This window comes from Bifidobacterium favimelis (assembly GCF_037963085.1).
GTDB lineage: Bacteria > Actinomycetota > Actinomycetes > Actinomycetales > Bifidobacteriaceae > Bombiscardovia > Bombiscardovia favimelis.
This window is the reverse complement of the sequence record NZ_JBANDZ010000001.1, coordinates 39476-64928: the sequence shown is the minus strand read 5'-3', so window position 1 is coordinate 64928 and position 25453 is coordinate 39476. Positions and strand designations below refer to the sequence as shown.

Genomic DNA, 25453 nt, shown 5'->3' with positions numbered 1-25453 from the left:
CTATCAAACGGCCTGCGCCCCTGTGCGGTTGAGTGCAGATAGGTAGAAATCCTGCAACTTGGGCGCGGCATCCCTTATGTCATAGCCTCCCTGCCTGACGCTGTCTCGTCTGTCACAGCGTTTCGAGTCAGCGGACCTCAGGACTTTATCAGCCCATTCCTCCGGACGGTCTTCAAGCGAGAGGAAACTCACGCTACTCGTCAACTTAACGCTTCGCGGAACTCTGTCGGAAGCTATGCAGGGTAATCCTGCGGCCTGAGCTTCAACCATAGACAGCGGTAGACCCTCATATAAGGACGGAAAAACAAAAACGTCCATGACCTGCAGGTAATCTTCCACATCAGGGACGCTCCCGGCAAAAATTACCGAGGACCGAATCCCAAGCTCATCTGCCTTCCGTTCAAGTGACCGCTTCAGTTCGCCTTCTCCTACCAAGAGGAGAACGGCATCCCTGCGCACCTTCTTGACAGCTGAAAAGACGTCCATCAGGAAAGCCTGATTTTTTTGGCCCGTCAGACGCCCTGTATTGCCCACCACCAATCGCTGGCCCAGCGATAAGCGCATCCGTAAATCTTCCCGGACCTTGGGGCGGTAAGCATACCGATCCACTTCAATCGCATTGCGCACGATTTTGAATCTTCTGTCAGAGAGGACACCATTGCCGAAAAGCCACTTCCCGGCCTGTAAGGAACAGGCAAACTTGTCCGTGACATAAGGAGGAAGGCGAAATCTGAAATAATCTCTGAACACCATTTTGGGATTAACGCCCCTATACACGTTATGTGCGTGCGCTATTCTGACAGGCACACCTTCTTCGCTCGCGATTCGCAGGGGAAAATAGCTGCGCTCTTCAAGATTCGAGTGGATGATCCGATATTCGGGATGCTCTCTGATGAAGGCTCTGAATTCCCTTTTATAGCGCGCAAAATACTGCGGATACATAGGGCTCATCCGGTAGATGTGCCCTCCGAGGTCCTGAATCTCCTCTTCATATGCACCCGGCTCCTGCCTGTTAACCAGAAAGTCATACTGTATGACGTCACGATTGAAATGGCGCATATAGTTCATGACAAAAGTCTCAGCACCGCCTCTATCCATCTTCGTTATAAGGACCAGTACTTTCATGATTCCTCCTCTGCCGAGCGACAGCCTCTCAGGCCAGTGGCGTGCTCCTCAGTCGAGTCTCTCAAACAGCTTCTTCCATGCGGTGACGATTTTGTCAATATCAAACCGGTCTGAATGAAGGCCAGCTGCGGAAGAAAACTCCTGGCGTTTGGCCTGAGACCTCATAAGTTCTTCCAGCTTGCCTGCCATGGCGTTACAGTCGAATCCGTCAATCAAGAAGCCGTTTCTCCCATCATCGACAATCTCGGCAGGACCTGTTTCACAGTTGAAGCTAACGATAGGCAGCCGGTGCGCTTTTGCTTCAAGAAGGACCATCGGCAACCCCTCGTACCGCGAAGTCAGGACGAATATAGCTGCTTTCTTGTAGAAGTCATCAACATTCTCTCTATTCCCGAGGAACGATACCTGCTTCTCAAGGCCGGCCCTTATTACTTGTCCTTCGAGCAAATCCCTGTCCTCGCCCTCGCCCAGAATCTGCCAGTGCCAGTCTGGGTTACCGGGAAGAACAAGTGCAGCAATCTGAACCAACAGGTCAAATCCCTTCTGGGACGTGAGACGTCCTACGCTGAGCAGGTTGGTCGATGTTTTGTCGTATTCGGGTCTTGTCGACATACTTTGCATGGGATTACGAATGGTGACGATGGGACATCTCAGGCTGAGATTTCCCTTATATAACCGCTGATCCTCTTCTGTCAAAGTGACAATCGCATCCGCATATCTAGCCGCCAGCCGTCGTGCAATCTTGCGGTAGGGCACTTGAGGGTTCTGGTTGAAGTTAAAGTGTTCCCAGGAAATCACCTTGGTAGATAAGCCCGCTGCCGCTGGCAGCGTATATAAATCGAAGATGCAATCTACATCAATAGCAATATCAACACTGTAATCACGTAAAAAGTGACGAATCCGGTAGCATGTCAGAAAATACCGCCATACCCCGTGTTTTTCTTCAGGGTAGATGGATACATGCTTCACGTCATCTGAAATATCATAGAAAACGGGGCTTCTTCTCTCATATAAGCTAATGAATATGATACGGAATTCCCTCTCGGCAGCCAGTTGATTGGCGATTCGTGTGGCTACCCTCTCAGTCCCCCCGGCGCCGCTTACGTCATTGATGATGAATGCTACAGTCTTCACGGCCCTTACTTTCTTTATTCAAATGCCAGCTCTATGACTATATGCTATCGCCAAGTTACCATCCCCATCCTTAAAGCACACCCCGTTCAACAACCACCCCTCTAAGACATCGGCCCTCACCACGCCTGCTGCTGGTTGCAGTTGCAACATGCGCGTGGAGTACGGGCATCATGAAAGCAGGAGCGATTACACGCCATACACGAACCCGGCCCACCTGGGCAAGGCTGGATCAGCCGTAGCCCGACAGCCTTGAAAAACAGGACCATAGGTCATGTTATGGTGGCAGACGCTGTCAATGGCTGGTCCGCGGTAGTAGAGAGGCAGAGACAATGCTCGTCTATGGAATGCTCTTCCTCATCCTTATTGCCGCATATGCCATATCAAGCCTACGCGAATCGCGCCGTTTACACCTCGCCTTAATGATTTTTTGCCTGATATCAATGGCTTTAGTGGCAGGAATCAGAGCGACCAATATCGGTACTGATGGACGTGCGTACTTCGATATTTTCCATGCATATGAGAGCGATTTTGGTGCTAAGTGTAACGTCGAACGCGGTTACTGTGCATTTAACAAGGCCTTGGCCTCATTGGGATTCACGTTCCCATGGGTTTTCCTATTAGAAAGCTGCTTCCTCTATTTTTGTATTGGTTATTTTATCTACACGATTATAGATAATGAGTTTTGGTGCTTTGCAGTATTCCTAGTTTATGTTACGCAATTATTCTTTACAGCACTAAATCTATCGAGACAGTACATTGCTATCTCTCTGGCACTGCTGGCATTTACCTTACTGGCCAAAAGGTTATACATTTCATCTACAATTTTCCTTCTCCTCGGGACAACAGTACACAAGTCGACTTGGATTATCGTATTGTTGCCTTTTGTGTACTATCTGACCAGATTCAAAAAACCGTTTGCCGTTGGAGCGATTATCGCATATTTTGCCTCCTTCGTAGTCAGGATAAAAGGCGTTCAGCCAATATTCGTCCCCTTTATATCAGCAATGCCACGATATTCTCATTACCTTAACAACAACCCAGATTTCGAAGCCAATGCTTCACTTCGCTATTCACTGGTTGTCAATCTCATCCCAAATGCCCTGTTTCTATTTTCAGTACTCATCCTTCTCTGGTCTGAAGGCAAGCGATTGACCCACGGCAGATGGGAAAATCGCCTCGCAAAACAGGTTACGACGGAGAGAAGAGACGTATTTGCCCCAGTGAGCAAGTTCAGTCTTGACAGAATATTCCACAGGATCTCTGGCGACAGCTCATGTGATCAATCTCAACCTCAAGGACTGAACCTCACAAGGTACGCCATTGCCGGCGCATTGATTTATGTTTTAGCAATCAATTCATTATCTGCTGTACGTATTTTAATAAGACTCGCAGATTATTTCATCTTCTTCCTTATAGCACTTTCAACATATGCATTCTCAAGAATCAAGGGTCGCACACGGACCATCCTGCAGATTCTTCTATTGGTAGGATACTCAGTACTTTGCTTTTACCTGATTATCGTAAAGGGACATAACGAAGTCATCCCCTTCCATGTCAACACAGGACGTTGGTCACCCAGCTGGTGGCCCCTCTGACGTACGGCCGTGATCGACGAGGCGCAACGGGCGTTATCAATGAAATTTGATTATTCTCCGGTCACTGCCGGCACTCATCGGGTCACCACTCCATCGGCAACTCCCTCTTGACAATTCGCAATTCCCTCTTTATCGCCTGAAACCACGGAGGGGACGATCTCATAACCTGCTTTGGCGGGAATCACCAAGATAAAACCGAATCTCACATTGCGGGGTTTCTCTGACAACTGCCGATTCGGAAAACACAAGAAGACAACAACTGCGGGTAATTGACTTTCGAACAGGCAGCTGCGAAGCTCCTGGGGGCACATTCAGGCCGGTTCATTACATACCACGATCAGTCATAATCTTCGGCCCGATTCCTGTGGTTCATAATCGCACTCTGCGGGTGCACCCTCTCATGGTCTAAGTCGTAATATTTCCTTCATATGGGTGACCATATGGAATCTAATAAATCAACAAACTAACATCATGATAAAATGAGCTGGTCACTCGTAGGCCGGGAAAAGGACATTGACGACGGGGCAGCAGCCGCACTCTGGCAGCCGCCGCCAACGGTTTAACCAAGGAGGATTGATGACCGGAGAGGACCAAATGGCGCCTCGCAATACTCCTGTAAACGTCCGCCTTGTCTCCAACTCTTCGTCATCCATACCTATCGTCAGGCACCGTGAGGACGCGAAGAGAACGAAGTCAGAAGCACCCACCCACTCCATAGAGCAGACTCCGATACTCTCCGAAGAGGCACCGAGGGTCGGCAGGACCAACAAACCCCTGACCTTCACCAACTCCCCGTTCGGAGATGACATAGAACCCCACCCCCAACTACGGCAGTTGAATCGGACACCCACCTGGCGGTACGTATACATAGCCCTGCTTCTCATCGTTGATGTCGCTGTCATGGTTTGTTCCTTGTTCATCTGCTCCGTTGTCAAACCGTCTGCCCTCAGAACCCTGCAGACTCATGTGCCGGTGTGGCAGTTCACTCTGATGCAGTGCACCATCTGGGTCATCTGCCTGCTCATCTGCGGGTCTTACCATCGGCACGTCATGTCGGAGGGGTATGGACTCTATACCCGTGTCTTTAACGCCGCCCTGATGACGGTGATTTTCACCTCCTGCGTGGTCTACATGCTGGATCTCCAGCTGCCTCGGACATCAGTCATAGCCGTCCCCGTGCTCGCCTGCATCCTTGAGACGATCGCCCGCTGGCTAATGAGACGGCTGCTGCATGCCCTCCGCATGAAGAACGAATGGCAGTATGACACTGTCATAGTTGGATCGCCAGATGGCATCGACAAGATGCTCAAAACACTGCATACCAGCGAGGGCAACGGCTACCGCCCCATCGCGGTCTGCCCCATAGCCATGGACCCTGAAGCGGATGACGGCAGCGTGATCGCCACCCCGTATCATGGCCATCCCGTACCGGGCCTCGACAGCAACGGCCGTCCTGTGACACTCAAGGAACCCCCAAATCAAGCGGTCCGGGACGATTCCGCGGAAAGGGAGCTGGTGCAGGAGCCCAGAATCATCGCCTTCAACTCCCATTTCCCGCGCACCGTGGAGCGCCTGGGCGCACAGATCGTCATCGTCGCGGATGTCATCAGCCGGGACAACAAGCTCATGCACGCCCTCCCCCTGGCCATCGAGTCCCTGGGCATCGAATTCGCCCTCTCCATCGCCGTCGCCGATATCGGCAGCCACCGCATAGACCTCGATTATTCCGGGGTCCAGCCCATACTGGTGGCCAGCCTCCCCCAGTATTCCGCCGTCACCCGTTTCGTCAAACGTTCCATGGACATCGTCGGTTCCCTGGTCGCCCTGATAATCTCCGCCCCGCTGATCATCCTCCCGGCGGCAATCGCCATCAAACTGGAAGATCACGGGCCCGCCTTCTACAAGCAGAAGCGCATAGGTCAGTTCGGCATCCCCTTCGACTGCTACAAACTGCGGTCCATGCGGGTCGATGCCGACAAGATGGACGCTGCGTTGGCCCAAGAGAGCGGGCAGGATCTGGGGGCCCTGTTCAAGGTCAAGGACGACCCGCGGATAACCAGGGTGGGCCACTTCATCCGGAAGTACTCGATAGATGAGTTCCCCCAGTTCTTCAACGTCCTCAAGGGCGATATGTCCCTGGTAGGCCCCCGCCCCCAGCGTGAATACGAGGTCGCGACTTACGGCACCCTCTACTCCACCCGCCTCCTGGTCCGCCCCGGCATCACCGGCCCCTGGCAGATCTCAGGCCGGTCCGACCTCTCCCAGGAAGAGGCCGAACAGCTGGATGTCTCCTACATCCAACGCTGGAGCATTACGGGCGACCTGGCCATCCTGGCCAAGACGGTCGTCGCCGTCCTCAGGCACAAGGGTTCGTACTGATAGCGGTCATCTGTGCTCTTATCTGTCAAGCCTTCGACGGAACAGGCTGATGGGCAGGCGGAAGACCAGCCCCGTGGCATCCAACATGCACAGTTCGGCCCGGGCCGGTGCGGTACCGGTCCGGGCCGGACTGTGCATGTCTTCGACCGGCTTCAGCAGACCACAACCGCCCGATCTATCGACTCCTACCTCAACTGCGGACCTTCCTGACACCCCAGAGGACCAGCTTGCGCAGCTCGGAGGCCACAAGGACGATGAAGGCCAAACCGATGCACTCCAACCATGCCTGGGGTTTGAGGGGGACCGTGCCGAAGGCCTCGCTGAGGAAGGGCACGTAGATGACCACCAGCTGGAGGACCACGGACAGGCCGATGGCCCCCCAAAGCCAGAGGTTGCTGAAGAGGCCGACGAAGACCGACTTGCGCGACGACCTGGAGGCCAGTGCGTTGAAGAGCTGGGCGAAGACCAGGATGGTGAAGCCCATGGTCCTGGCCTCCCTCATTTGGGCTTCGTGTCCCACGGCCTCCAATGACCTGTCTGTGAAGAGGCCGCCGGCCAGGTGCATATCCATGCCGACCAGGGTGACGGCGGCCATGATCAGGCCGATGAAGACGATGTCACCCCACATTTCCCGGTCAATCACCCGGTCGGTCATCTTCCGAGGCGGGCGGTCCATCATGTCTTCGGTCTGGGGGTCCACACCCATGGCCAGGGCCGGGGCCGCATCGGTCAGAAGGTTGATCCACAGGAGTTGGGTGGCCAGAAGGGGGACGGTGACCCCAACGCTCCCCGGTTGTGAGATTCCCAGGAAGCCTGCGAAGACGACGCCCCCGAAGACCGTGAAGACCTCACCCATGTTGGAGCTCAGCAGGTAGCGCAGGAACTTGCGGATGTTGTCGAAGATGGCCCTTCCTTCGCGCACCGCGTGGACGATGGTGGCGAAATTGTCATCGGCCAGGATCATCTTGGCCGACTCCTTGGTCACCTCGGTTCCCGTGATGCCCATGGCCACGCCGATGTCAGCGGCCTTGACGGCAGGGGCGTCGTTCACCCCGTCGCCGGTCATGGCCACGATGTTCCCCTGCCGCTGGAGGGAATCGACGATTTTGAGCTTGTGCTCCGGAGCCACACGTGCGTAGACGGACACCTTGGCGGTGGTCCGGTCCAGCTCCTCCTGGTCCATCTTGTCCAGGTCATTGCCCGTGCAGGCCGGTTCGCCGGGCCTGATGATGTCCAGGTCTCCGGCGATGCGGGCCGCGGTGAGCGGATGGTCGCCGGTGATCATGACCGTGCGGATGCCGGCCTTGTGGGCCTGATCCACGGCATCCCTGACCTCGGTGCGCGGGGGGTCGATGATTCCCACCATTCCCGTCCAGGTCAGCCCGGCCTCAAGATCATCCGCATGGTCGACCACCAGGTCGGCCGACAGGGGGCGCCCGGCCTCTTGCGGGTCAGCGGCTCCTCCCTCTCCGGGCTCCGAAGCCAGACCGGCCAACTCGGCCTGCGACAGGGGCCTGTATGCCTGTCCCAGGGTCCTGTAGGCGTTGGAGGAGAGACGCTCTATGCTGGCCAGAATCGACCGCCTGTCCTCGTCGGTGATGGGCCTGACTGCCCCTTCCTGCCGGATCGAGGTGCAACGACCCAGGAGGACGTCGGGGGCCCCCTTGGAGAAGAGCATGGCCCCGGCAGACCGACCCTCCCCGGCTTTTCCGTCAGCCTGACCGTCACCCTGTGCCAGGACCGACATGAGCTTGCGCTCGGACGTGAAGGGGATTTCCGCCAGACGGCGGTAGGCCGATGCCAGCCGGTCGGAGCCGACCTTCCGGGCGGCCACGATGATGGAGACCTCGGTCGGATCGCCGACGGCCTCCCACTGGCCATCCACCCCCTGCCTGAGATCGCCGTCGTTGGCCAGGACACCTGTGGTCAGAGTCTGCAGGACATCCGCCGCCAGGGGGGCGCCGACCCTGCCGGCATTCGCATCGGTCCGGCCGGCGGCATCGGAATCGTCCGAGGGGTCTGATGGGTCCACGGGGAGCATGGCCCCTTCGGGGTCATAGCCGGAACCGGTGATCCTCACCTCGCCGGAGGGGACGATCACCCGCTCGACGGTCATCTCGTTGCGGGTCAGGGTACCGGTCTTGTCGGAGCAGATGACCGAGGCCGAACCCAGGGTCTCCACCGAGCTGAGCTTCTTGACGATGGCGTGGTGTTTGGCCATCCTCTGCACGCCCAGGGCCAGTACGACGGTCATGATGGCCGTCAGGCCTTCGGGCACGGCCGCCACTGCCAGGGAGACCGCCATCAGGAGGGAGTCAATCACATCCTGGGCGCTGTGGAAGCCCTCCATCAGGGCCAAGGCGACCAGGACGACGACCGCGATCACGCAGACCGCCAGCCCCAGGATCTTGGAGACCTTGGCCATCTCCTTCTGCAGGGGTGTGGGCTCACTCTCCGTGTGGGAAAGGAGGCTGGCGATCTTGCCCACCTGAGTCCCCATACCGGTGGAGGTGACCACCATGCGACCGGTTCCCTGAGTCACGGCGGTCCCGTTGAAGGCCATGTTCAGCCTGTCTCCCAGGGCGGCAGGCTGGGCCAGGACAGCCGTCCTCTTACCGACCGGGACGGATTCGCCCGTCAGGGAGGCTTCGGCCACCCTCAGGCCGGCGGCCGCAAAGAGACGGCCGTCAGCACAGACCGTATCGCCTTCGGCCAGGACTACCACATCACCGGGCACGATCAGTGAGGTGTCAATGCTGGTCACGGCCCCATCCCGCAGGACCGAAGCCCTGGGGGCCGTCATGCTGGCCAGGGCTTCGACGGCCTTCTCGGCCTTGGCCTCCTGAGCATAGCCCAGGGCGGCGTTGACCACCAGGATGATGACGATGACGATGGCGTCGAAGGGGAGGGCCTCCCCGCCGCCACCGGGGCCCGGATGGGCCCGTTCGACGAACCAGGCAACCAGCGAAATGGCGGTCGCCGCCAGCAGGAGGTAGACCAGGGGGTCTTTGAACTGTTCCAGGAACTTTCGCCACTTGGGTACGGGAGGCTCCCCGGCCAGCTCGTTGGGGCCGAAGCTAGCCAGCCTCCGAGCCGCCTCCTGGCTGCTCAGGCCTGTCGTGACATTTGTCGACAGGGCCTGGGCCACCTGATCGGCCTCGACGACCGAGGGATCCGCCAGAGCCGGGTCGATGCCGTCACCGACACCCTGACCCTTTGAATGAATCTGCTTGGAATTCCTGGATGAACCAGTCATGCCACTCTCCTGCTTATGCCACGGAGTAGTCAACCCCGCCGGTCGCCCGGCTCTTGCCGCCGGGCAGGTCCGTGAAACGGGGCTGCGTGGATACCAACCAAGTTTGATTCGCAATCATATACATGCGGCCGGATATTCCCACTCCTGCTAGGGGGCGGGTGACGGATGTGGCCCACGGGCACGATGTATTCCCGATTCCCACCCTGGCGGGGAGGGGGAGCCGGACCGGCGGTCCGGGTCGTATTGACTTCGAGCGTACTTGAAGTCGTATAACTTGGGAGTGGGCGGAGGCGGCGACCACAGCCAACGGAGGAACCAGCGCAGACCGACCTGTGCGCGATTCAGCCGCCGACCACACAGAAGGAGACAAGGACGTGCAGATGAACGGATCCATGGCCGCATCGGTGGGCAGACTGCTGATTCTGGGAGCGAACGGCCAAATCGCCCGTATCGTCCGCAAGGACCTCCTGGGCAAGGCGGAGGGTGCCGGTTGCGGGGTCCAGGTAACGGACTATCTGCGCAAACCGGCCCGCCTGCAGATAATCGACCCGGGCCGAGAGCGCGTGGTCGATGGGGATGTGAACGATTACCCCACCCTCCTGGCCGCAGCGCAGGGCCAGGACCTGGTCCTGGCCGACCTGGGGGGACGGTTCGAGCCCATGGCGGCCAATGTGGTCAGGGCCATGGATCATGCCGGAGTGGGGCGGTTGATCTGGATCACCGGCCTGGGCCTCTACCATGAGGTCCCGGGCGAGTTCGGCCGATGGGTGGAGGAGTCATGCGGGCACGAGGTCATGGAAGACACCCGGCGGGCAGCGCGGATCATAGAAGGTTCCGACCTGGACTATACAATCATCCGGGCCGCCTACATGGATGACCGACCCGACCGGGACTATGAGCTGACTGCCAAAGGGGAGCCCTACCGTGGAACGACCATATCAAGGGCATCCATAGCCGACCTGATCGAACGGATCGTCGCCTCGCCAGGCGAATTCAACAGGGCCAGCCTGGGAATCTCACGGCCGGGGACCGCCGGGGACCGGCCGGTCTGGGTGGACTGACACCCACAGGCCGCCCCCCCACGGCCACCATAAGACCACAGTCAACGCAACCAAGGAGCGAGCATGGCAATCAAACAAACCGCAGGGCATGACAGACTGGGCGACTTCGCCCCCCTCTTCGCCCACTTCAACGACGACGTCCTCTTCGGCCAGGTCTGGTCGCGGGAGGAGGAGCTCTCCGCTCACGACAGGAGCATGATCACCTGTGCAGGGCTCATGTCGATGGGGCTCTTCCCACAACTCAAGAGCCACATGATCCTGGCCAGGAAGAACGGGGTGACGCAGAGCCAGATGGTGGAGCTGATCACCCACCTGGCCTTCTACGCGGGCTGGCCCAAGGCCTGGAGCGCCTTCGACCTGGCCAAGGAGGTTTACGGGGATCAGGAAGGCGGGGCCACAGGCACATCCGCTGCCTCCGACGGATCAGGGACCCCGGACCCGGGACCTTACCCCCTGGGGGACCCGGCCGACGGCCCCAACTTCACCGGTCACGTCTGGCTGTGCAACATGACCCAGCCGGGAGCCGAGTGCCCCGCCGGGAACGTCACCTTCGCACCAGGATGCGTCAACCGTTGGCACACCCACCCCCACGGACAGCTCCTCCTGGTCACGTCGGGACTTGGGTGGGAGCAGGAAGAAGGCAAGGCCGCCCGGCCGCTCAAGCCCGGCGACGTGGTCTATTGCCCTCCGAACGTGAAGCACTGGCACGGGGCTTCCTCTGCCTCCTCGATGAGCCACCTGGCCATAACCCCGTCCTTCCAAGGGGAATCCCCGGTCACCTGGCTTGACTTCCCCGACCCTGACGAGGTGTCACGCCTGGGTTGAACAGGCACCGGACCGGGTCGGAAAAGGCGACAGGAGGGGATGTGTGGGCTCCGGCATGGGCAGAACCGGATTCCCACCAGGCCGTAAGATGGTGGGCATGGCTAACAAGAAGGGCCCGACCAAGGGTTCGGGCGGCAAGCACCGCAACAAACTGCGCGGCCGGGGGCCCACCCCCAAGGCAGAGGACCGCGTCTATCACAAGGCTTACAAGGCCAAGCAGGCTGTCATGAGGCGCCAGGCGGCCGACCCACGTCTGGCCGCCCGGAGACGGGCCGACCGCTTCACGTCGGACTCGGACGACCTGGTCATCGGCCGCAACGCCGTCCTGGAGGCCCTCAGAGCCTCGGTCCCCGCCAGCCAGCTCTATCTGGCCGCCAGGATGGAACACGATGACAGGACCCGTGAAATCGTCAGGCTGGCAGGCCAGGAAGGCATCAACATACTGGAGGCCGACCGCCTGGAGATGGACCGGATCGCCCGGTCCGGCAACCACCAGGGTGTGGTCCTCAAGGCGCAGCCTTACCGGTACTCCTCCCTTCAGGAGCTGGTCGACTCGGCCAGAAAACACACCGAGGCCATGAGCCAGGCTCAGAGGGGGGCCAAGGCCAGCTCCCAGCCCCTCTTCATCGCCCTGGACGGGGTCACCGACCCCCAGAACCTTGGGGCCGTCATCCGTTCGGCCGCAGCCTTCGGCGCCTCTGGCGTCATCCTGCCCGAACGAAGGAGCGCCTCGGTCACCGCAGCCGCCTGGAAGGTCTCGGCGGGGGCGGCCGCCCACATGAAGGTGGCCCGTGTGGTCAACCTGACCAAGGCCATCCAGGGCCTCAAGGAGTTGGGTTACTATGCGGTCGGCCTTGACGGACACGGCACGGCCATCGTCGGTGAGACAGGGTTCGAAAACGACCCCCTGGTCATCGTCCTGGGCTCCGAAGGCAAGGGGCTGGGCCGGCTGGTCAGGGAGGCCTGCGATGCCCTTGCCGGCATTCCGATCAGCAGCGCCGTGGAATCCCTCAACGCCTCGGTCGCAGCAGGAATCAGCCTCTACGCCGTCGCCACGGCCAGGAGGAAGTCGGACTCCCCCACCCTGCCCAGACGATGAATGCGTGCGGCGGCCAGGCCTTACGGCCACCGCACGGCCGGGCACGTCGCACACCCGCCGCATCGGGTCCGGCCGGGCAGCTCCGCACGCGCACGGGGGAAGGCGCGGTCAGCCCGCCGCCCAGACCGCATCATCCTGGTCCTCGTCAAGATCGTCACCCTCGCCCCTCAGGGCCGAATCCAACTTCTGAGAACCGGTGGCACCCGCCAAGGAGGGCCTCCCCCTGCCGTCGGCCGGGGCGGCGGCCGCATCGCCTCCGGATGACCTCTCGTCCCAGGTCAGCTTGTCGTCCACCACGCCGGAGTCGGCTTCCTCGTTGATCGTCTTCATGTCCTCGGCATTCAGCTGGTAAGCGGGAAGGGCCTCGTCGATGTAACTCTGCACGGCCTCGCTCATGGGTACGTCGTGCCCGGCCTTTTCCGCCATCAACCAGCGGTGGGTCAGCACCTCGTGGAAGAACTGCGCCGGTTCGATCTTGGTCCGGTACTCCTGGGGGATCATGCGGACCGTGGGTTCGAAGACCTCCCTCATCCAGTCCGTGGCCACAATCTCCAGCTCCTCCCCCTGCCGCCAGGTGGAAGCCCTGTAGGCATCCAGGTCGTTCAGGAGCCGGCGGGCCTGGTTCTCCTGCACGTCCAGCCCTGTCAGCCGCAGGAGTTTGCGTGAGGCATAGCCGGCATCGACCACGCGGGGGCGGACCAGCACCTTGTTGCCGTCCTTGTCGGTCCTCATTTCCAACTCATCCACGTCGAAGCCCAGATCGTTGAGCTTGTTGACCCTGCGCTCGATCTTCCACATCTCGTCAGGGTCGAAACTGTCCACGTCGGTCAGGGCGCTCCACAGGGAGTGATACCGCTCCACCAGGCGGTTGCCCACACTGACCTCGTCCACATCACCCGACAGGAGGTTGCCCGAGTTCAGATCCATCAGTTCGCCGATGATGTTGGTCCGGGCCAGGTCTATGTCGTATTCGCGCTGCCCGTCGGTCAGGCTGACGTGGAGCTCGCCGGTCTCCGCGTCCACCAGGAAGGCCGCAAAGGAATCCGCGTCCCGCAGGAAAAGAACGTTGGACAGGGATACGTCACCCCAGTAGAAACCTCCCAGGTGGAGCCTGACCAGGAGGACCGCCAGGGCGTCGATCAGACGCTCGGCCGTGTCCGGTCGCAGGTTGCGGGCGAAGAGGGCCCGGTAGGGAAGGGAGAACTTGAGATGTTGGGTCACCAGCATGGCTTCCAGGGGCTCACCGTCACGGGTGTGGCGGCCGGTGACGACCGCGATGGGGGTCACGGTGGGCAGTTCCAGCTTCTGCAGCTTGCGCAGGAGCTCGTATTCCCTCTCCGCCACGCTCTTCGTTATCTCCTTCATGGCGTAGACCTCGTCGCCCACATGCACGAAGCGGACCACGTGGCGTGAGATGCCCCTGGGCAGATTGGCCAGAAGGTTCTGGGGCCAGGTCGCCAGGGGTTTCTCCCAGGGGAGGGTGAACATCTTGGGGTTGGAACTCGCTGCCGTGATGTGCAGGGCGGCAGGCTCCCGTTCGGCCACAGGCCCCCTGGGGGCCTTGACCGAGGTGGCCTTGACGGCCCTCGGATCGAGCTGTTCCGGTTTCTCGTCCGCTCCCGGTCCACCTGCGGCATGAGTCTGATTGACCGTATTCATACTTCACCAATCTAATAGGTTCCCCTCCCCGCCAGGGCGGGAGGGGCAAGCCGCCTTCCAGGCTGCGCCGCATATGGGAAGAGCCCCGCAGGATGGACCTGCAGGGCTCTTGGTCACCCAACCAAAGGAAAGGAAAAGAAGGGGAACATCACCTGCGGGACGGCCGAAGCCGCCCGCAGGGTGAATCGAATCCTGCCGTGAATCAGTTCAGGCGCAGCTCGGTGGCGGGCGAGAACAGGTGCATCTTGGCGGGATCGATGTGGATCTTGACCACGTCGCCGACCTTCGGCAGTTCGCTGGGGTTGACGCGGATGGTGGTCAGCTTGTTCTGATCCGACATGACGATGGACTGCTCAGCCACACTGTCGTCGGTCAGGATGTTGCCGTAGACGTACCCGTCGGAGCCCAGATCCTCCACGTTGACGACCTTGAGGGAGAAGGCATCGGGTTCGGTCTGCCCCACCAGGGTTGCATCCTCGGGGCGGAAGCCGACGACGATCCTGCCGTTGTCCTCGGGGGTCAGCTTGTCGACGGCCTCACGGGGCAGGCTCACCGTGTCCTCGCCGATCTTGGCCTGGCTGTTGACGACGGGGTGGATGTTGATGTTCATGGAAGGCGAGCCGATGAAGCCTGCGACGAAGACGTTCTCAGGGCGGTCATAGAGCTCGGTCGGGGCACCGACCTGCTGGAGGACGCCCAGCTTGATGACGGCGATGCGGTCGCCCATCGTCAGGGCCTCCGTCTGATCGTGGGTCACGTACAGGGTCGTGACGTTCAGCTGACGCTGGAGGGCCGCGATCTGGGTACGGGTCTGCACACGCAGCTTCGCGTCCAGGTTGGAAAGGGGCTCATCCATGAGGAAGACCTTGGGCTGGCGGACGATTGCACGGCCCATGGCGACACGCTGACGCTGACCACCTGACAGGGCCTTGGGCTTGCGGTCCAGGAACTCGGTAAGGTCCAGGATCTGTGCGGCCTTCTCCACGCGCTTGCGAATCTGGTCCTTCGGGGTGCCGGCGATCTTCAGAGCGAAGCCCATGTTGTCCGCCACCGTCATATGGGGGTACAGGGCGTAGTTCTGGAAGACCATTGCGATGTCGCGGTCCTTGGGCTGCATGGTCGTGACATCCTTGCCACCGATCATGATGCGGCCCTTGTTGACCTCTTCCAGGCCGGCCAACATACGGAGAGTCGTGGACTTGCCGCAGCCTGAAGGGCCGACCAGAACCAGGAACTCGCCGTCCTTGATGTCAAGGGACAGGTCGCTGACCGAAGGCTCCGTGTTGCCAGGGTAGATACGGGTTACATGGTCGAATACCACTTCTGCCATTTGATTATCCTTTCATCGGCAGGTACGTGCCGAACGATCCGTAGTGAAGGGGTTTCACTGTGGTTTCCGTCCTGTAACCCACCCTGCGACGGGAAGGTCACACAACGGTCTTCAATTTTGTGGTTAAGAGAAACTCTCCCTTGAGCCATGCTCCACTATACACCATCCGGCTGGCAGGCGGCGCGCCCGTATGGGTACGGACACCCGGGAAACGGGAGGGAGGGGCCGGTCCATCCCGTCGGACCCCTCCCTGCAATCAGACAGCCGTCACCCTACAATGAGAGGTATGGGCGATTTGGATGCGCTGGATCTGGAGCCGGGACGGCTGGTGGGCGGTTATACGCTCATTTCCAGACTGGGCGGCGGTGCCATGGGCTCGGTCTGGAGGGCCAGGGACGGCGGCGGGCAGGATTACGCCATGAAGATCCTGAGAGACTCCCTGGCAGACGATGAGAGCGGCACCGGGGGCGAGGAGGCGCGCGAGAAGGCCTCCGCCCGCGAGCGCCTCCGCCGCGAGGCCCAGGCCCTGCAACGGGTGCGCCACCCAGGCGTCTGCGCCATCGTCGATATGGAGCTGGATGACGATGTGGCCTTCATCGTGACCGAGCTGATCGAGGGCCGCAACCTCCACGACGACGTGGTGGCCAACGGACGTTATGTTGGTGATGACCTGGAACGCCTGGCCAGCAAGATGGATGATGCGGTCCGGGCCGTCCACCAGGCGGGAATCGTCCACCGGGACATCAAACCCACCAATGTGATGATCTCCGCCCACGGGCCTGTCCTGGTGGATTTCGGCATAGCCATGGGCGAGGGGGAGAGCCATGTGACCCGAACGGGCCTGGTCATGGGCACCCCAGGATTCATCGCACCCGAAATCATCGACGGGGAGGAGTCGGACGAGGCGACCGACTGGTGGAGCACGGCAGCCGTTCTGGCCTACGCGGCCACGGGAAGACCGGTGTTCGGCAGCAAACCCATGATGGCCGTCCTGGAAAGGGCGGCTTCAGGCAACGCCGACCTGTCAGGCCTTCCCATCCGGACCATGAACGCATTCCGCTCGGCCCTGAACCCCAAGCGGGAGGCCCGCTGCACACCTGAAGCCCTTCTCGAAGCCATCAGTCTGGATGCCGAAGATCCCACCCTCTGGCGGTCTTTCAGGCAGGACGAAACGGATGGGAACGACGGGGCCGCCGCCCTCCCCGCCGCCCAGCAGGACGAGCGGGGGAACGATCAGGTCGACCGGACCCATGAGAATGACGGGAAGGGGGCGGTGCGCCCTTTTGGCGCAAGCTCTTCGAGAAGTGAACCTTGGGGCCGGGAGGACTGGAGGGATGACGGCCCCGACCAGGTTCCGGCGGGGCCGGGAGACTCCCCGACCCAGGACCTGACAGCCCCGGCCGAGGCCCCCACGGAGAGCCTGGCCAAACCCGGGGAAGGGAACACCGAGGCGCTCCCGCCACTCTCGGCCCCCCAGGGGGCGGATACAGAGGCGACCCAGACACTGGAACCCAAGACGGAAACCCTGCCCTCCGGCACCCTGCCGATCGAGACCACCTTACCCTGGCCGACCAGAAGTCTGCCCGACCAGGCGGCAGGACCCGAGGCCTATGATGACGGCCGGCAAGGGGAGGAGACGGCCCCCCTCCGCGCAGCCTCCCCCCTGCCGATCGCCTCCCCCCTCCCGGGGTACCGGCCCCAGGACCTCGGTCAAGACAGCTGGCTGGGTGACCAGGCCCCTGCGCCTGAACCCGAACCCGCGCCCGAACCCGCCGCCCTGATCCGGCGGGATGTCTATCTGGGCAGATCCCTCCCGGTCATCATCCTGACCGCCCTCCTCCTGGCAGCCCTGGCCTGCATAGCCCCCATCCCCTCCCTGACTGCGGGCGGCCTGGCCATGTGGTTCCTGTCGGCGGGAGGCCTGGGCCTGGATGCGCAGATCGCCAGGGAGTTGAAAAGAGGGGGCAGGCGGAAGGCCTCCGACACCGCACTCGGGCTTGCCGCGACCCCCTGGTACCTGATCAAGGGCCTGGCCCTATCCCTCCCCCGCTTCGTCACCTCCCTGCTGGCGGCAGGCCTGGTCACGGTGGCCGGCACCATACTGGCCGATTTACCCCGGGTGACGGGTTACGTGAACTTCTTCGGTCACCTGGTCACCTTCCCCCTCCCCACCGACCGACCTGCATCCGCCACCGGCCTGGTCCTGGCCATTGCCGTGGGGGGCGGGTGGCTGGCCGCCGTCCTTCCCGGCGGGACCCGCAAGCGTGACGGATGGGCCACCGCACTGAGGTTGGCGGCCGGGTGGATCCCGACAGGCCGTATCAGGGACGGGGACGAGGGCCCTGAAAGCCCGTCCCGGACCGTTCCCGCCCCCCCTGCGACCTCAGCCGGACACCCAGTCGGCGGTGTCCCGGCGCTGAGAACCAGGCGGGTGGCCATCTGGGCGGCCATCTGGCTCCTGGTGGTGGTCTCCATAGTGACCGCCATGTTCTTACAGGCCGGCACCTCCTGGTCGCCCATCGGCATCCTTTACGCTTGAGCGGTTCCCATACGTATCCGCCAGACCGGCTAAACTGTGCAGGGAATCCGTCGAAAGGACTGTGACATGGCCACTGACAAGCGCTCCACCCCGTCGAAAACGGACAAGTCAGCGAGGGCCCGCAGCCAGAGGCAGGCCAGGCTCGAGGCCACCCGCAAGGCCCAGGAGGAACAAGCCGCCCGCGAGCGCCGGCAGCAGACCCTGATAGGCGTCATCGCCACCCTCATCGTCGTGGCCCTCCTGGCGGTCATCGGCCTGGTCTATTGGAACACCCACAAACCGGTCAAGCACGAGAGTGTGCAAGAGGCCTACCAGGCAGTGCAGAAGGTGGCCGACAAACCTTCGAAGGCCACCGACAAGGGAGGTTTCGTCCTCTCCAAGAACGGAGTGGCCAAACCCGTCAAGGGGGCCCCCACGGTCGAGATTTACATGGACTTCATGTGCCCGGGCTGTGGCGCCCTCCACCGGGGCCTGGACTCGGAGCTGACCTCCCTGGTCAAGGCGGGTCAGATCAATCTGGAAATCCACCTGATGTCCTTCATGGACCGCTTCTCTACAGACGAGTACTCCAGCCGGACCGGCACGGCGGCCACCTACATAGCCCAGCACGACCCCGACCACCTTCTGGCCTTCATCGCCAACCTCTATAAAAAGGACTTCCAGCCGGACGAGTCGAACTACAAACCGGTCAGCAACGCCAAAATCAAGGAACAGGCAGTCGCGGCCGGAATAACCCCCGACATGGCGGACAAGGCCCTGAAGGGGGAGTACAAGGCCTGGCTGAAAGCCCTGGACACATATACCCCCTTGCGCAAGGAGCTGTGGAACACCTCCGGACAGGCCAAGGGACAGATGACCACGCCCACCATGGTGATCAACGGAACTTACTGGCCCATGGAGAACCTCGACAAGGCGGGACTGGACTATGCGGCAGGGCTGAACAAGGCCCTGGGGCTCACCAAGGACCAGGTGGGCCGCGAGGGGGTCCTCCCCGGCATCGGGGCGACCGGCAAGCCCAAGTCGCTCAGCTGACCTGCCACCCACAGGCGGCCCGCCCTTGGACTTGGCAGCCTGGGCAGACCGCTCACCTCAGCGCTGAATCGTTGCCATAGCAAGCGTTTAAGCCGGTTTCCACCCCTCGAAATCAAATTTGCGCCCCGCCCATGATCAAAAGTGCCCTCCCCCTGCTATGCTTTCTCTCTGTGTTACGACTCGGTACATGAGACCGGGGTTCGCCTCCTTAGCTCAGCTGGCCAGAGCAGCCGCCTTGTAAGCGGCAGGTCGTCAGTTCGAATCTGACAGGAGGCTCCGCGCCCGGTCATGCCAGGTGCAGGCACTTTTGTGGCCTGTCCGTCGACTGGGCCGACACCATAACAGAACACAGACTTCCCTCGAGTAAGTCATTCCGGAGGCTCTGCCTTCGGAGAAACGGACAGGGTAACTTTCCCCAACCATCTCTGTCCGTTGTGAGGACGGGATTTATTCCCCTTCATTCCCGTCCTCCATTCTTCCGCCCGCTGGATCCGGGCGACAAGGGCCGACCGGTCACCATGCCGGCCGGCCCTTTTATCTTGCCTATCATGCCCTGCAAATGTGTATGTTTGCCTGCGTCTTGCCCCACATATCCCCCGGCCGAGGCCGGCCTCGACTAAAGTCGTCCGAAGACGGCACCGGACCGGGAGGGGCCGTCCGGACCCCTGGGAGGCATGATGGCGAGACGCTGGACACCCCGACGCTTCATCGTGCGCCGACGTGTGCGGGTGGGCACCTGCGCCCTCCTGGTCGCCCTGGCCATGATCCTCACCTTCACCATGACCGCCCGCAAGAGCGTGGCCCTGACCGTCAACGGTCAGATCAGGAACGTGACGACTTACGCCTACAGCCTCGACGGCCTGCTGAGACAGGAGGGGATCGAGGTCAAGACGCATGACCTCGCCGTATCATCCTCCGGAGAACGCCTCCAGGACCACGCAGTCGTCACCGTCCGCAGCGCCTTCCAGACCACGATCAACATCAACGGGACCGAGGTCCCCTTCTGGACGACCGCCACCAGCATGGACCAGCTTCTCGGCTTCTTCGAGGCCAACCGCCGCAACGCCGTCAAGGTGAGCGTGGATGTCAAGAACGTGTATGACCAGCTGACCGGGGGACTGGTGATCAACCAGGACGGTCCTGTCACGGTCGTGGTCGACGGCAGGACCACCGTGGCCCCCAATGGCCGCCTCCCCGTCGCGTCCATCCTGGACTCCCAGGGGGTCACCCTGGGCCGTGAGGACAGGGTCAGCGTCGAGAAGGACGGGGACAAGACCGTCCTGAGGGTCAAAAGGGTGACCCATGGGGAGACGAGCAGGGATGTGGGCATCCCATTCTCCACACGAACCGTGGTCGACCCCACCCTCCGTCCGGGCCAACAGGTGATAAGGCAGAAGGGGGTCAGCGGCGTCAAAAGACAGACCTTCGACACCACCTTCGTAGACGGCAGGCCCGAGTCCGAACGCCTGACCGGGGAGGTGACCACCACACAGGAAATCGACCAGGTCATCGCCGTGGGTCCGGACAGACAGGAGGACAGCGGGTCCTCGGGGGAGGCGCCATCGCCTTCACCTTCACCCTCTGCGACCTCCGGCAAGACCGATGAACCGTCGGCACCAAGCGGGGACGACGGGAGCGGGACCCCCTCCCGGCAACCGGATCCCAAGCCCAGCCAGACACCGCAACCCACTCAGCCTGAAGCCGGCAAACCGGAGCCCAGCCAGACACCGGAGCCCAGCCAGACACCAGAGCCCACTCACCCCGACCCCGAAAAACCAAAGCCAAAGCCCCCTACACCTCCGCCGCCTGCCGGCAGACTCTGGCACCCGACCAGGGAACAGGCCATCGCCTATGCAGGCGGTGCCGCAGCCCAGTACGGTTGGACCGGCGGCCAGTTCGACGACCTGATCCAGCTGTGGTACAAGGAGTCCCGTTGGCGTTGGTCGGCCATCAACCCTCTTAACGGCAATCCGGAAACGGCCGCTTATGGCATTCCCCAATCCCTCCCCGGCAGGAAAATGGCAGCCTACGGCGCCAATTGGAAGGACGACGGGGCCGTTCAGATCGATTGGGGCCTCAACTACATCGCAGGCAAATACGGAAATCCCTCTGCCGCGTGGAAACATTGGAATAAATACAATTGGTACTGACAACCGCGAATCCGCTAGCTCCGGCGCGTTCTGGCGGAAACCCGTCCAGGACGCGCAGATGCCGGATCTTGCCGGGCGGGCATCCCGCAGGGCCGGCATCTTGGAGAAGTGACGGGAGAAACGTGCAGACCACTGACAACATCGATGAAGGGTCCGTCTCGCAAGTGCATCTGCTTGGGGCCGGCGAAATCAGGCGGCTGGCCGGGCAGGCGGGGATAACCCCCACCAAGCGCCTCGGTCAGAACTTCGTCATCGACCCGGGCACGGTCCGTCATATCGTCCGTCAGGCCAAGGTGGGGCCCGGCGACAGTGTACTGGAGGTGGGGCCGGGCCTGGGCTCCCTCACCCTGGGCCTTCTCGGGGCCGGCTGCCGGGTCACCGCCGTCGAAATCGATCCGGGCCTGGCCTCCCTCCTGCCGCAGACCGTGGCTGAATACGCCCCCCAGGCGACCGGCGAACTCACGGTCATCAACGGCGACGCCCTATGCCTTGACCCGGACACCCAACCCGGCCTGGCCGACCAGGGGCATCTGGTCCTGGTATCCAACCTCCCCTACAATGTGGCCACCCCCATCATCCTGACCCTCCTGGAGCGCTTCGACAACCTGGACCGCTTCCTGGTCATGGTCCAAAAGGAGGTGGCCGACAGGCTTGTGGCCTCCCCGGGGTCCAAGATCTACGGGGCCCCCTCCCTCAAGCTGGCATGGTACGGGCAGGCCTGGCATGCAGGCAAAATCGGCAGAAACGTATTCTGGCCATCGCCAAACGTGGACTCGGCCCTGGTGAACTTCGCCCGCAAGCGAATCACCCAGGACGTGGACCGCGAACAGGTTTTCAACCTGGTCGACGGTGCCTTCCGTCAGCGCAGGAAGACCCTTCGGGCCGCCCTGAAGGGGATGGTGGACGGCGGTGCCTATACGGCTGCGGGAGTGGACCCGGGGGCAAGGGGGGAAAGCCTGACCATAGTAGATTTCAAAGCCCTGGCAAGGGCCAATGGGGAGATGACCGGGAGGTGAGGGGGTTGAGCCAGGCAGCGGTGAGCGTGCGATGCCCAGGCAAGACAAACCTGGAGTTGAAAGTGGGCCCCCGCCGAAGCGACTGGGGCGACAGGCACCTTCTCGACACCACTTACTGCGCCGTCGGCATTTACGACACGGTCACCGTGGCCTTGAAGTCCCCGGGGAGGGGATTCTCCTTGGACATCCGCGGAGACCATCTGGGCGACCTGGGGCAAGGCCAGGCCGACATGGGATCGAATCTGGCCGTACAGGCCCTCTTCGCCCTGGCACAGGCCGGCGGGCGGGAACCGGATGCCTCCATCCGCATAGACAAGCGCATCCCGGTGGGGGCCGGCCTGGCAGGTGGATCGGCCGATGCGGCCGGAGTGCTCCTGGCCCTGAACATCCTCTGGCGGCTGGACTGGCCCCATGAACGTCTGGAGGAGGTCGCAGCCGGCCTGGGCGCCGATGTCCCCTTCTGCCTCAGAGGCGGGATACTGCGCGGCAGGGATTACGGTCAGACCCTGGAGCCGGCCGCACCGGGACCCCACCTCCTCGGTCCCTCCATGGCGGCCGGCGGTTCAGGGCACCTCCTGGTCGGAGCCTACCTGGACGAACTGGGCACGGCCGATGTCTACACCGCCTTCGACACCATGGGAGGCAACCCCGAAGACGACAATGACCTGCAGAGGGCGGCCTGCAACCTTCACCCCCGCTCCCGCCAAGCCATCGAACTGGCCCTGCGTGCGGGCGCGGAACGTGCTTTCGTATCCGGTTCTGGCCCTTCCGTGGTGGCCCTCCTGCCCGATCTGGCCACGGCGCGGCGAATCCGCAACACATGGGCCGAAAGCTGCGCAGTGGACCGCATCATAGCTGCCGATGCCCCCGCCTGGCCCGAACTGTCGTACACCGTCAGCTCCGACCCGGTCGAGGGGGGCCAGGACCATGCCGGCCGCCGCGAGGAGCCCATGGGGGTGCCCGGGCCGGGAGGGCCGGCTCTCGGAACCGGTCGTACGCCCTCGGTCGCACCTCTGGTGAATCCGATTGCCTGAGGGCGGATCGGCGGCCGGCGACCGTCCGCAGGCAGGGCGGGACACCCGCTCGGGCAAGGGGCCGGACAGGGTCTGCAAGTCACCGTATGAAGCTAAAATGGACAAAACCTATAGCGTGGAAGGTTAGGCCATGACGAATCCCGATCCACTCGATGAGCGCGAGGCCCGTCGACAGTTCGTCCGTCGACGCCAGAAGATGGTGTTCACCATAGCCCTGGTTTCGCTGGTCGTCATCCTGGTGGTCTGCCTTCTGACGATATTCGGCTCCGTCGGGGCGAAGGCCAGGGATTCCGCGGCCTCCAAGCCCAATTACGGCGTACGGGTGCCCTGCGCACCCGAGAACGCCAAGGTGGCCAGCCACCAGGACATAAGGGTCAGGGTCATGAACGGGACCAGCAAGTCAGGCCTGGCCACGGCCGTGTCCAGCGCCATGAAGCTCCGCGGGTTCAACACCCAGGGGGCAGGGGATTACCCGGGCAAGAGCGAGGTGACCCGCACCCAGATCCGCTTCGGCGCTTCGGGCATCGCCAAGGGCTATACGGTGGCCGGCCAGTTCACGGATGCCGTCATGATCATGGACGACCGGAACGACGACCTGGTCGACATCATCATCGGGGCCACCTTCAACGATTTGACCAAGGACGACAAGGCCAGCCAGGAGGGCAAGCCCATCACATCCATCGATGGCTGCATCAAGGACGTCAACGGCATGAAGGCGAAACTGCCCAAGGCTCCGGCCCGCTGATGGATTGAAGACCACCTACCCCCTGTCGGCCCACCACCTCTTGAGCTCTTCAACGGCCTCCTCCTGGTCGGCAGGACCATGGTCCAGGCGGTAATCCAACATGTGTCGATAGGCCTTCCCCACCAGGGGGCCGGGATCCAGATCCAGGATCTCCATGATCTGCCGGCCGTCCAGGTCAGGCCGGATGGCATCCAGGTCCTCCTGCTTCCTGAGTTGACGGACCCTGTCCTCCAATTCATCCATTGCAGCCGAGAAGACCTGTTCCTTGCGCCTGTTGCGGGTGGTGGCATCGGCCCTGGTCAGGCGGTTCAACCGCTCGTAGAGCGGACCGGTCTCCTTGGCGTAACGGCGCACGGCCGCGTCGGTCCAACGCTCGTCCACGTACCCGTGGAAGCGCAGGTGCATGGCTATCAGGTTGCAGACATCGTCTATGAGATGGTGGTCGAAGTGGAGTGCCTTCAGCCTCTTGCGCGCCAGGCGGGCACCGACAGCATCGTGGTGGTGGAAGCTCACCTTGCCACCCGGTTCAAAGCGGCGGGTCTGCGGTTTGCCTATGTCATGAAGGAGGGCGGCCAGGCGCAGGGTCAGATCGGGGGCGGGCACCGGGCCGTCCGGCCCCGTCTCCAGGGCCACAGCCCTGTCCAGGACGATCATCGTGTGCTCGAATACGTCCTTGTGCCTGTGGTGCTCGTCGATCTCCAGCTGGAGGGCCGGGACCTCGGGCAGGACCTGGTCGGCCAGGCCGGATTCCACCAGGGCCTCGACCCCGGCACGGGGATGGGGGCTCAGCAGGAGTTTGACCAGCTCATCGCGGACCCTCTCCGCCGACACTATGTTGATTCGCTCAGTCATCTCGCTGATGGCCTCGGCCGTGTCCGCGGCGATGCGGAAATCCAGCTGGGCCACGAAACGGACGGCCCTCATCATCCGCAGGGGGTCGTCATCAAAAGACTGCCGGGGGTCAACCGGTGTGCGCAGGATCTGTCTGGCCAGGTCGTTGGCCCCCCCATATGGATCGACGAAAACCAGGTCGGGCACCCGCAGGGCCATGGCATTGACGGTGAAGTCCCGCCGGGAGAGGTCCCCCGACAGGCTGTCCCCGTAATCCACCTCCGGCTTGCGGGAATCAGGGTTGTATGTGTCGCTGCGGTAGGTGGTCACCTCGACCCTGATCTCGGTACCGTCCTTGCGCCTCTTGAGAGCCCCCAGGGTTCCGAACTTGCGGCCCATGTCCCAGAAGCCCGACCCCCATTTGCGCAGGATCGGTTCGAATTGTTCGGGCCGGGCCGAAGTGCAGAAGTCCAGGTCATGCGAGCGCCTGTGCAGGAGCATGTCGCGGACGGCACCCCCCACCAAGGCCAGTTCATACCCCTGGTCGGCAAACAGTTGCCCAAGCTCGATCGATTCAGGCCAGACTTCGAAATCCACACTCACCCTTTCCATCCACAGTTCATGCGCCTACCAGCTTACCGTT

General features: G+C 61.9%; 16 protein-coding genes, 1 tRNA gene and 1 pseudogene. 12 read left to right on the top strand and 6 right to left on the bottom strand.

What is annotated here, in order from left to right:
• Positions 1 to 3 precede the first annotated feature (3 nt).
• Together V6584_RS00225 and V6584_RS00220 are read right to left on the bottom strand one after the other, a co-directional pair.
• The gene (locus tag V6584_RS00225) at positions 4 to 1125 is read right to left on the bottom strand and encodes a glycosyltransferase family 1 protein (protein WP_340468463.1); all 1122 of its coding nucleotides are present in this window, start codon (positions 1123 to 1125) and stop codon (positions 4 to 6) included.
• Between the two features lie 48 nt (positions 1126 to 1173).
• Entirely contained in the window at positions 1174 to 2259 is a 1086-nt protein-coding gene (locus V6584_RS00220) for a glycosyltransferase family 4 protein (RefSeq protein ID WP_340468462.1), read from the bottom strand.
• Positions 2260 to 2603: 344 nt separating this feature from the next.
• On the opposite strand from V6584_RS00220, the gene V6584_RS00215 reads away from it, so the two are divergent.
• Both V6584_RS00215 and V6584_RS00210 read left to right on the top strand, forming a co-directional pair.
• On the top strand, positions 2604 to 3854 hold the full coding sequence (locus V6584_RS00215) for an EpsG family protein (RefSeq protein WP_340486074.1): 1251 nt from the start codon (positions 2604 to 2606) through the stop codon (positions 3852 to 3854).
• Positions 3855 to 4430: 576 nt separating this feature from the next.
• Positions 4431 to 6233 carry a sugar transferase gene (locus V6584_RS00210; RefSeq protein WP_340486072.1) on the top strand — a complete coding sequence of 601 codons (1803 nt, stop codon included), beginning with the start codon at positions 4431 to 4433 and terminating at the stop codon, positions 6231 to 6233.
• A 190-nt stretch (positions 6234 to 6423) separates the two neighbouring features.
• Here V6584_RS00210 and V6584_RS00205 read toward each other — a convergent pair whose 3' ends face one another.
• Positions 6424 to 9489, bottom strand: coding sequence for a cation-translocating P-type ATPase (locus tag V6584_RS00205; RefSeq protein WP_340468459.1), 3066 nt, complete (start codon positions 9487 to 9489; stop codon positions 6424 to 6426).
• A gap of 380 nt (positions 9490 to 9869) precedes the next feature.
• On the opposite strand from V6584_RS00205, the gene V6584_RS00200 reads away from it, so the two are divergent.
• The 3 genes from V6584_RS00200 (at position 9870) to rlmB (ending at position 12474) form a co-directional block, all read left to right on the top strand.
• On the top strand, positions 9870 to 10550 hold the full coding sequence (locus V6584_RS00200; protein ID WP_340486277.1) for an NAD(P)H-binding protein: 681 nt from the start codon (positions 9870 to 9872) through the stop codon (positions 10548 to 10550).
• Between the two features lie 63 nt (positions 10551 to 10613).
• Complete coding sequence (locus V6584_RS00195; protein ID WP_340468457.1) at positions 10614 to 11375, top strand: carboxymuconolactone decarboxylase family protein; 762 nt, start codon at positions 10614 to 10616, stop codon at positions 11373 to 11375.
• A 97-nt stretch (positions 11376 to 11472) separates the two neighbouring features.
• Complete coding sequence (rlmB, locus tag V6584_RS00190; RefSeq protein ID WP_340468456.1) at positions 11473 to 12474, top strand: 23S rRNA (guanosine(2251)-2'-O)-methyltransferase RlmB; 1002 nt, start codon at positions 11473 to 11475, stop codon at positions 12472 to 12474.
• A gap of 108 nt (positions 12475 to 12582) precedes the next feature.
• Here rlmB and V6584_RS00185 read toward each other — a convergent pair whose 3' ends face one another.
• Positions 12583 to 14133: a DUF4032 domain-containing protein gene (locus V6584_RS00185; RefSeq protein ID WP_340468455.1), complete on the bottom strand. Its 1551-nt coding sequence runs from the start codon at positions 14131 to 14133 to the stop codon at positions 12583 to 12585.
• Positions 14134 to 14335: 202 nt separating this feature from the next.
• Complete coding sequence (locus V6584_RS00180) at positions 14336 to 15463, bottom strand: ABC transporter ATP-binding protein (protein ID WP_340468454.1); 1128 nt, start codon at positions 15461 to 15463, stop codon at positions 14336 to 14338.
• Positions 15464 to 15740: 277 nt separating this feature from the next.
• Here V6584_RS00180 and V6584_RS00175 point away from each other — a divergent pair, with 277 nt between their 5' ends.
• The 7 genes and pseudogenes from V6584_RS00175 (at position 15741) to V6584_RS00145 (ending at position 23979) form a co-directional block, all read left to right on the top strand.
• Positions 15741 to 18002 (top strand): serine/threonine-protein kinase, encoded by a 2262-nt coding sequence (locus tag V6584_RS00175; RefSeq protein ID WP_422678579.1) that lies wholly within the window; start codon positions 15741 to 15743, stop codon positions 18000 to 18002.
• Positions 18003 to 18068: 66 nt separating this feature from the next.
• Positions 18069 to 19034: a DsbA family protein gene (locus V6584_RS00170; protein WP_340468452.1), complete on the top strand. Its 966-nt coding sequence runs from the start codon at positions 18069 to 18071 to the stop codon at positions 19032 to 19034.
• 202 nt (positions 19035 to 19236) lie between these two features.
• Positions 19237 to 19310: transfer RNA gene (locus tag V6584_RS00165), tRNA-Thr, on the top strand.
• 401 nt (positions 19311 to 19711) lie between these two features.
• Entirely contained in the window at positions 19712 to 21184 is a 1473-nt protein-coding gene (locus V6584_RS00160) for an aggregation-promoting factor C-terminal-like domain-containing protein (protein WP_340469669.1), read from the top strand.
• Positions 21185 to 21324: 140 nt separating this feature from the next.
• A complete protein-coding gene (gene rsmA, locus V6584_RS00155; RefSeq protein WP_404802612.1) occupies positions 21325 to 22200 on the top strand; it encodes a 16S rRNA (adenine(1518)-N(6)/adenine(1519)-N(6))-dimethyltransferase RsmA in 876 nt (291 codons plus the stop codon).
• Positions 22197 to 23087: pseudogene (locus V6584_RS00150) on the top strand (4-(cytidine 5'-diphospho)-2-C-methyl-D-erythritol kinase); the annotation flags it as partial. The gene rsmA and the pseudogene V6584_RS00150, both read left to right, overlap by 4 nt.
• A 277-nt stretch (positions 23088 to 23364) precedes the next feature.
• A complete protein-coding gene (locus tag V6584_RS00145; protein ID WP_340468449.1) occupies positions 23365 to 23979 on the top strand; it encodes a LytR C-terminal domain-containing protein in 615 nt (204 codons plus the stop codon).
• A 15-nt stretch (positions 23980 to 23994) separates the two neighbouring features.
• On the opposite strand, the gene V6584_RS00140 is transcribed toward V6584_RS00145, so the two are convergent.
• Complete coding sequence (locus V6584_RS00140; RefSeq protein WP_340468448.1) at positions 23995 to 25407, bottom strand: CCA tRNA nucleotidyltransferase; 1413 nt, start codon at positions 25405 to 25407, stop codon at positions 23995 to 23997.
• Positions 25408 to 25453 lie beyond the last annotated feature (46 nt).